The sequence below is a fragment of the Streptomyces sp. NPDC054847 genome, from assembly GCF_053610925.1.
The window spans coordinates 1-6207 of the sequence record NZ_JBSGZJ010000422.1; the positions used below are offsets into that span (position 1 = coordinate 1).

Annotated in this window: 7 protein-coding genes and 1 tRNA gene; 4 read left to right on the forward strand and 4 right to left on the reverse strand. The window is 70.7% G+C overall.

Annotation, left to right across the window (positions count from 1 at the left end; genetic code table 11):
- The first annotated feature begins 182 nt into the window (after positions 1-182).
- Positions 183-1268: an S-(hydroxymethyl)mycothiol dehydrogenase gene (locus ACWGH4_RS29030; RefSeq protein WP_453466155.1), complete on the forward strand. Its 1086-nt coding sequence runs from the start codon at positions 183-185 to the stop codon at positions 1266-1268.
- Positions 1268-1897, forward strand: coding sequence for an MBL fold metallo-hydrolase (locus tag ACWGH4_RS29035; RefSeq protein ID WP_441266481.1), 630 nt, complete (start codon positions 1268-1270; stop codon positions 1895-1897). Before ACWGH4_RS29030 ends, ACWGH4_RS29035 begins: the two co-directional genes overlap by 1 nt.
- Here the strand turns inward: ACWGH4_RS29035 and ACWGH4_RS29040 are convergent.
- The 4 genes from ACWGH4_RS29040 to ACWGH4_RS29055 all read right to left on the reverse strand — a co-directional run bounded on the left by ACWGH4_RS29040 (position 1870) and on the right by ACWGH4_RS29055 (position 4232).
- Positions 1870-2814: a pseudouridine synthase gene (locus ACWGH4_RS29040; protein WP_453466158.1), complete on the reverse strand. Its 945-nt coding sequence runs from the start codon at positions 2812-2814 to the stop codon at positions 1870-1872. The two genes, ACWGH4_RS29035 and ACWGH4_RS29040, sit on opposite strands and share 28 nt — an antisense overlap.
- A 91-nt stretch (positions 2815-2905) precedes the next feature.
- Positions 2906-3232, reverse strand: coding sequence for a DMT family transporter (locus tag ACWGH4_RS29045; RefSeq protein ID WP_453466160.1), 327 nt, complete (start codon positions 3230-3232; stop codon positions 2906-2908).
- Positions 3232-3861, reverse strand: a complete 630-nt coding sequence (locus tag ACWGH4_RS29050; protein ID WP_453466162.1) for a TetR/AcrR family transcriptional regulator — start codon at positions 3859-3861, stop codon at positions 3232-3234. The genes ACWGH4_RS29045 and ACWGH4_RS29050 overlap by 1 nt, the downstream gene beginning before the upstream one ends.
- A gap of 283 nt (positions 3862-4144) precedes the next feature.
- Positions 4145-4232: transfer RNA gene (locus ACWGH4_RS29055), tRNA-Leu, on the reverse strand.
- 187 nt (positions 4233-4419) lie between these two features.
- On the opposite strand from ACWGH4_RS29055, the gene ACWGH4_RS29060 reads away from it, so the two are divergent.
- Together ACWGH4_RS29060 and ACWGH4_RS29065 are read left to right on the forward strand one after the other, a co-directional pair.
- Positions 4420-5745 (forward strand): M20/M25/M40 family metallo-hydrolase, encoded by a 1326-nt coding sequence (locus ACWGH4_RS29060; protein ID WP_453466164.1) that lies wholly within the window; start codon positions 4420-4422, stop codon positions 5743-5745.
- Between the two features lie 176 nt (positions 5746-5921).
- Positions 5922-6155, forward strand: coding sequence for a chaplin family protein (locus tag ACWGH4_RS29065; protein ID WP_441266477.1), 234 nt, complete (start codon positions 5922-5924; stop codon positions 6153-6155).
- Positions 6156-6207 lie beyond the last annotated feature (52 nt).

The following is a 6207-nucleotide window of genomic DNA, read 5'->3' on the forward strand; positions in this document are numbered from 1 at the left end:
GGGATACCCCAGCCGAGCGTCTACGTGATCTACTCACCACCTGAAACCAGGCGGTGTTGCGACGACCCCTTGAACCCAAGCACGTCCCGCGGGGGCCTTCGACGTGCCCGTGCCCTGCCCGGTACTCGAACAGTCCATAGTGGGTGGCGACGTCCACTCCACGAGGAAGGGCAGGTTCTGCGATGCCGCAGCAGGTGCAAGGTGTGATCGCACCCGGGAAGAACGAGCCGGTACGGGTCGAGACGATCATCGTCCCCGACCCGGGGCCGGGCGAGGCCGTGGTGAAGGTGCAGGCGTGCGGGGTCTGCCACACCGATCTGCACTACAAGCAGGGTGGGATCAACGACGACTTCCCGTTCCTGCTCGGCCATGAGGCCGCAGGCGTCGTCGAGTCGGTCGGCGAGGGCGTCACCGACGTAGAGCCGGGCGACTTCGTGATCCTCAACTGGCGTGCTGTGTGCGGCCGCTGCCGCGCGTGCCTGCGCGGGCGCCCCTGGTACTGCTTCGACACGCACAACGCCCGGCAGAAGATGACCCTCACGGACGGCACCGAGCTCTCGCCCGCGCTCGGCATCGGAGCCTTCGCGGAGAAGACCCTGGTCGCCGCCGGGCAGTGCACGAAGGTCGACCCGGCGGCCTCCCCGGCGGTCGCCGGACTGCTCGGCTGCGGTGTGATGGCCGGCATCGGCGCCGCCATCAACACCGGCCAGGTGGGCCGCGGTGACTCGGTGGCCGTCATCGGCTGCGGCGGCGTGGGCGACGCTGCGGTCGTCGGCGCGCGGCTGGCCGGGGCCGCCCGGATCATCGCCGTCGACATCGACGACCGCAAGCTCGAGACGGCGAAGAAGATGGGCGCCACCCACACCGTCAACTCGGCGTCCACCGACCCCGTCGAGGCGATCCGCGAACTCACCGGAGGCTTCGGCGCCGACGTCGTCATCGAGGCCGTGGGCCGGCCGGAGACGTACGAACAGGCCTTCTACGCCCGTGACCTGGCCGGCACCGTCGTCCTCGTCGGCGTGCCCACCCCCGAGATGAAGATCGAACTGCCGCTGCTGGACGTCTTCGGCAGGGGCGGGTCGCTCAAGTCGTCCTGGTACGGCGACTGCCTGCCATCCCGCGACTTCCCAATGCTGATCGACCTGCACCAGCAGGGACGCATCGACCTCGGCGCGTTCGTCACGGAGACCATCGGACTCGGCGACGTCGAGAAGGCGTTCGCCAGAATGCACGAGGGCGACGTACTGCGATCGGTGGTGCAGTTCTGATGGCGGCCCGTATCGATCATCTGGTCACCTCCGGCACCTTCTCGCTCGACGGCGGCACCTGGGACGTCGACAACAACGTCTGGATCGTCGGCGACGACCACGAGGCGATCGTCGTCGACGCCGCCCACGACGCGGACGCGATCCTGGCCGCGCTCGGCGGCCGTACGCTGCGCGCCGTCGTCTGCACCCACGCGCACAACGACCACATCGACGCGGCCCCCGCGCTCGCCGCCGCCACCGGCGCACCGATCCTGCTGCACCCCGACGACCTGCCGCTGTGGAAGCAGACCCACCCGGAGCGCGCCCCCGACGGCGAACTCGTGGACGGAGCGGTGCTCAGCGTCGCGGGCACCGGTCTGACCGTGCTGCACACACCCGGCCACGCCCCCGGCGCCGTCTGCCTCCACGCCCCCGAGCTCACCACCGTCTTCACCGGCGACACGCTCTTCCAGGGCGGACCGGGCGCCACCGGCCGGTCGTTCTCCCACTTCCCGACGATCGTCGACTCGATCCGGGACCGCCTGCTCACCCTGCCGCCGGAGACGGTCGTCCGTACCGGTCACGGCGACACGACGACCATCGGCGCGGAGGCGCCGCACCTTCAGGAGTGGATCGACCGCGGCCACTGAACGAACTCCAGCCGGCTGCGGAAGCTCCGCGGTTCACCGGTCACCGGATCGGTGAACTCCAGCCCCCGCGCGAGGAGCTGGAGCGGACGGGCGTAGTCGTCGGGGCCGTCGGGCAGCACGACCGGATACAGCGGGTCGTGCAGGATCGGCAGCCCCAGGGCGTTCATATGGACACGTAGTTGATGGGTACGGCCGGTGGCCGGCAGCAGCCGGTACCGGCCGAGCCCGTCCCGCACCTCGAGCAGCTCGATCCGGCTCTCGCTGTTCGGCTCTCCCGGCTCCTCCACGGCCGCGAGCACCCCGCGTTCCTTGACGATGCGGCTGCGCACGGTACTCGGCAGTGCCACGGCCGGGTCGTAGGGCGCCACGGCCTCGTACTCCTTGCGCACCCGCCGGTCCCGGAACATCGTCTGATAGGCGCCCCGGTCGCCGGGCCGTACGACGAAGAGGACCAGCCCGGCCGTGAGGCGGTCCAGCCGGTGCGCGGGCTGCAGCGCAGGCAGCTCCAGGTCCCGGCGCAACCGGGCGAGTGCGGTCTCCCGCACATGGCTGCCGCGCGGCATGGTGGCCAGGAAGTGCGGCTTGTCGGCGATCACGATGTGCTCGTCGCGGTGCACGACGCCGATCCCGAACGGCACCCGCTCCTCTTCGGGGAAGTCACGGTGGAACCACAGATCCCGTCCCGCCGTGTAGGGCTCGTCGGCGGTGACGGGCCCGTCCGCGGTGACGAAACGCCCTTCGCGGACCATCGTGTCGACCCGCTCCGCGCCGATGGCGGCCCCGTACCGCGCCAGCAGATGGTCACGCACGGTCGGCCAGGCCCCGTCCGGGTCCTCGGGCAGTCGCAGCCGCACGGGATCGATGCCGTCGCGCTGGGGGAGTGGCGCGGGCAGGTGCGGTCGGTTTCTGCGTCTCACGCCGAGACTGTAGACGGGATGGGTCCGCTGCCACGCCGGCAGCGTCCGGGCCGGGCCAGGACCGCCCGCGCGCCCACCCGGTCCTGGCGCGTCAGTGCTCCATCCCGCCGCCGACGTACATCACGACGACCCCGATGATGACGAGGGCGATGCCGATGAGCGTCGCCGGTCTGACCGGTTCGTCGAAGAGGACGACGCCGCCGAGGAACGCGCCCACCGTGCCCACGCCCGACCAGATCGCGTACACCGGGCCGACGTTGAGCGTCTTGAGCGCCTGCGCCAGCAGGACGAAAGCGACGCCGTAGCCGATGACCACCAGGACGGTGGGGCCGAGGCGGGTCAGGCCGTGCGAGGCACGCAGCGAGAGGGTCGCGATGACTTCGGAGATGATCGCTCCCGCGACCAGCAGGGCCCCCATCAGCGCGCCTCCCCGGCGGTGTCGGCCGGACCGGCGCCGGCCGGATCGGCGCCGGACGGATCGGTAGTGGACGGATCGGCACCGGCCGGACCGGTGCCGGCGCGACCCGTGGCGATGAGATCGGTGACGAGCCGGCGCAGCTCGACATGTGCCGCACCGTGCGGCGGGGCGAGGTGGAGCAGGCGCGCCGTCCACCAGCCGTCGACGGCCATGCGTACCAGCGTGCTCACCCCTGGCGGCAGGCCGTCCGCGTCCAGTCGTTCCTGCCAGGTCCGGTAGTGGCGCCGGAGGACGTCGAGCACCTCGGCGCCGCCCGCCGCGGCGAGCAGCGCTACGGGGACCTCCTCGCGGCCGGTGGCGCCCGGCTCCGGTGCCACCTCGGGGATCGAGGAGTCGAGCCAGGCCATGGTGTAGGCGCCGGGCGGGGCGTCCGGACCGGGAAGCACCGCCTCGAACCGGTCCACCAGCCGCTGCACCACGCCCTCGACCAGGGCGCGCTTGCTGGGGAAGTGGTGCAGCAGACCCCCCTTGCTCACACCCGCCTCCGCGGCCACGGCGTCGAGCCTGACCGCGTCAGCGCCGCCCTTCACCAGCAGCCGTTCCACGGCGTCGAGGAGTCGATCGCGCACGGTCCCGCCCGTCTCTCGTACTGATCCGTCGGATTCGTCGACCGACCGTCTGGACGGTCGATGATGCTAGCACCGGTCCCGGCGGGCCCCGCGGAACGACCACGCCATGCGGAACGGCGCACTTGGGATTCGTCGTGGCGCTCGGGGAAGACCCGCACCCCGGAGCGGATGGTGGTCCTGGTCGGCGTCGGGGCGGGCGGGACCGGCCGCGATCAATCGGGAGCGGGGATCAGGGGGTACAGGGCAACAAAAAGATCCCCACGGAATTCCGTGGGGATCTAGATGGTGTCCGAGGGGGGACTTGAACCCCCACGCCCGATAAAGGGCACTAGCACCTCAAGCTAGCGCGTCTGCCATTCCGCCACCCGGACAAGGTGTCTGTCTCGCGGCCCTGGGCCGTTCCGACGTGGAAAACCATAGCAAACATTCGGACCCCCTCGATCACACCCCCGGTTCACCCGACGGCCGCTGCGACGGCCGGGGACCGGCCCTTGGGCGGAGGGCGTGATGACGAGAGGATGAGGCGGACCACCAGCAGCGACAGCGGGAGGAATCAGCGTGAGCGAGTCGAACACGGCCCGGGCGGTCACGGGCGAGGACGAGGTCGTCGATCTCTGCCGTGAGCTGATCAGGATCGACACCAGCAACTACGGCGACCACTCGGGCCCCGGCGAGCGCGCGGCCGCCGAGTACGTCGCGGAGAAACTCGCCGAGGTCGGTCTGGAGCCGCGGATCCTCGAGTCGCACCGGGGCCGTGCCTCGACCGTGGCCCGCATCGAGGGCGAGGACCCCTCGCGGCCCGCCCTGCTGATCCACGGCCATCTCGACGTCGTGCCCGCGAACGCGGACGACTGGACCCACCACCCGTTCTCCGGCGAGATCGCGGAGGACTGCGTGTGGGGCCGCGGCGCCGTCGACATGAAGGACATGGACGCGATGACCCTCGCGGTCGTACGGGACAGGCTGCGCAGCGGCCGTAAGCCCCCGCGCGACATCGTGCTGGCCTTCCTCGCCGACGAGGAGGCCGGCGGCACCTACGGCGCCCGGTACCTGGTCGACGAGCACCCTGACCTGTTCGAAGGGGTCACGGAGGCCATCGGCGAGGTCGGCGGCTTCTCCTTCACCGTCAACGAGAACCTGCGGCTCTACCTCGTCGAGACGGCGCAGAAGGGCATGCACTGGATGCGCCTGACCGTGGACGGCACCGCCGGCCACGGCTCCATGACCAACAACGACAACGCCATCACGGAGCTGTGCGAGGCCGTCGGCCGGCTCGGCCGCCACACCTGGCCGGTCAGGGTCACCAAGACCGTGCGCTCGTTCCTCGACGAGCTGTCCGACGCGCTCGGAACGCCCCTTGACCCGGAGGACATGGACGCCACGCTCGCCAAACTCGGCGGCATCGCCAAGATGGTCGGCGCCACCCTGCGGAACTCCGCGGCCCCCACCATGCTCGGCGCCGGCTACAAGGTGAACGTCATCCCCGGCCAGGCGACCGCGCACGTGGACGGGCGCTTCCTGCCCGGCTACGAGGAGGAGTTCCTCGCCGAACTGGACCGGCTGCTGGGCCCCCGGGTCAGGCGCGAGGACGTGCACGGCGACAAGGCCCTGGAGACCAGCTTCGACGGGGCGCTCGTCGACGCGATGCAGGTGGCGCTGAAGGCGGAGGACCCGATCGCGAGGGCCGTGCCCTACATGCTGTCGGGCGGCACCGACGCCAAGTCCTTCGACGACCTGGGCATCCGCTGCTTCGGCTTCGCCCCGCTCAAGCTGCCGCCGGAGCTGGACTTCGCCGGCATGTTCCACGGCGTGGACGAGCGGGTGCCGGTGGACGGCCTGAAGTTCGGCGTGCGGGTCCTCGACCGGTTCATCGACCAGTGCTGAACTCGTCCGCCCTGGCGGCCGGCCGGGCTGCTGGGATGACGCTCCGATAATCGCCTACGCGTGCGTATGTGACTTGAAAGAGTGAATGGGGGTTACGGCTCGTAGCCCCGGTGCCTCCTCCTCGTTACAGGTGATGCGGTCCGCGGCTGGGACCGCATTTGCCAACAGGAGGAATAATGATCAAGAAGGTCGTCGCGACTGCGGCTGCCGCCGGTGGTCTCGTGCTCGCGGGTGCGGGCATGGCCATGGCTGACTCCGGCGCCCACGGCGCCGCTGTGCACTCCCCCGGTGTGCTGTCGGGCAACCTGGTCGAGGTGCCGGTGCACGTGCCCGTGAATCTTTGCGGCAACACGGTGGATGTCATCGCCCTGCTGAACCCTGCCTTCGGCAACACCTGCGTCAACGCCTGACGTTGCGTTCCGGCCCACTTGAGGCCGGGAGTGAATCCGGGCGGCTCCGGAG

Coding starts and splice junctions, on each gene's coding strand:
- ACWGH4_RS29035 (WP_441266481.1), top strand. CDS start 1,268: ATGGCGGCCCGTATCGATCATCTGGTCACCTCCGGCACCTTCTCGCTC.
- ACWGH4_RS29045 (WP_453466160.1), bottom strand. CDS start 3,232: ATGGGGGCCCTGCTGGTCGCGGGAGCGATCATCTCCGAAGTCATCGCG.
- ACWGH4_RS29065 (WP_441266477.1), top strand. CDS start 5,922: ATGATCAAGAAGGTCGTCGCGACTGCGGCTGCCGCCGGTGGTCTCGTG.
- ACWGH4_RS29030 (WP_453466155.1), top strand. CDS start 183: ATGCCGCAGCAGGTGCAAGGTGTGATCGCACCCGGGAAGAACGAGCCG.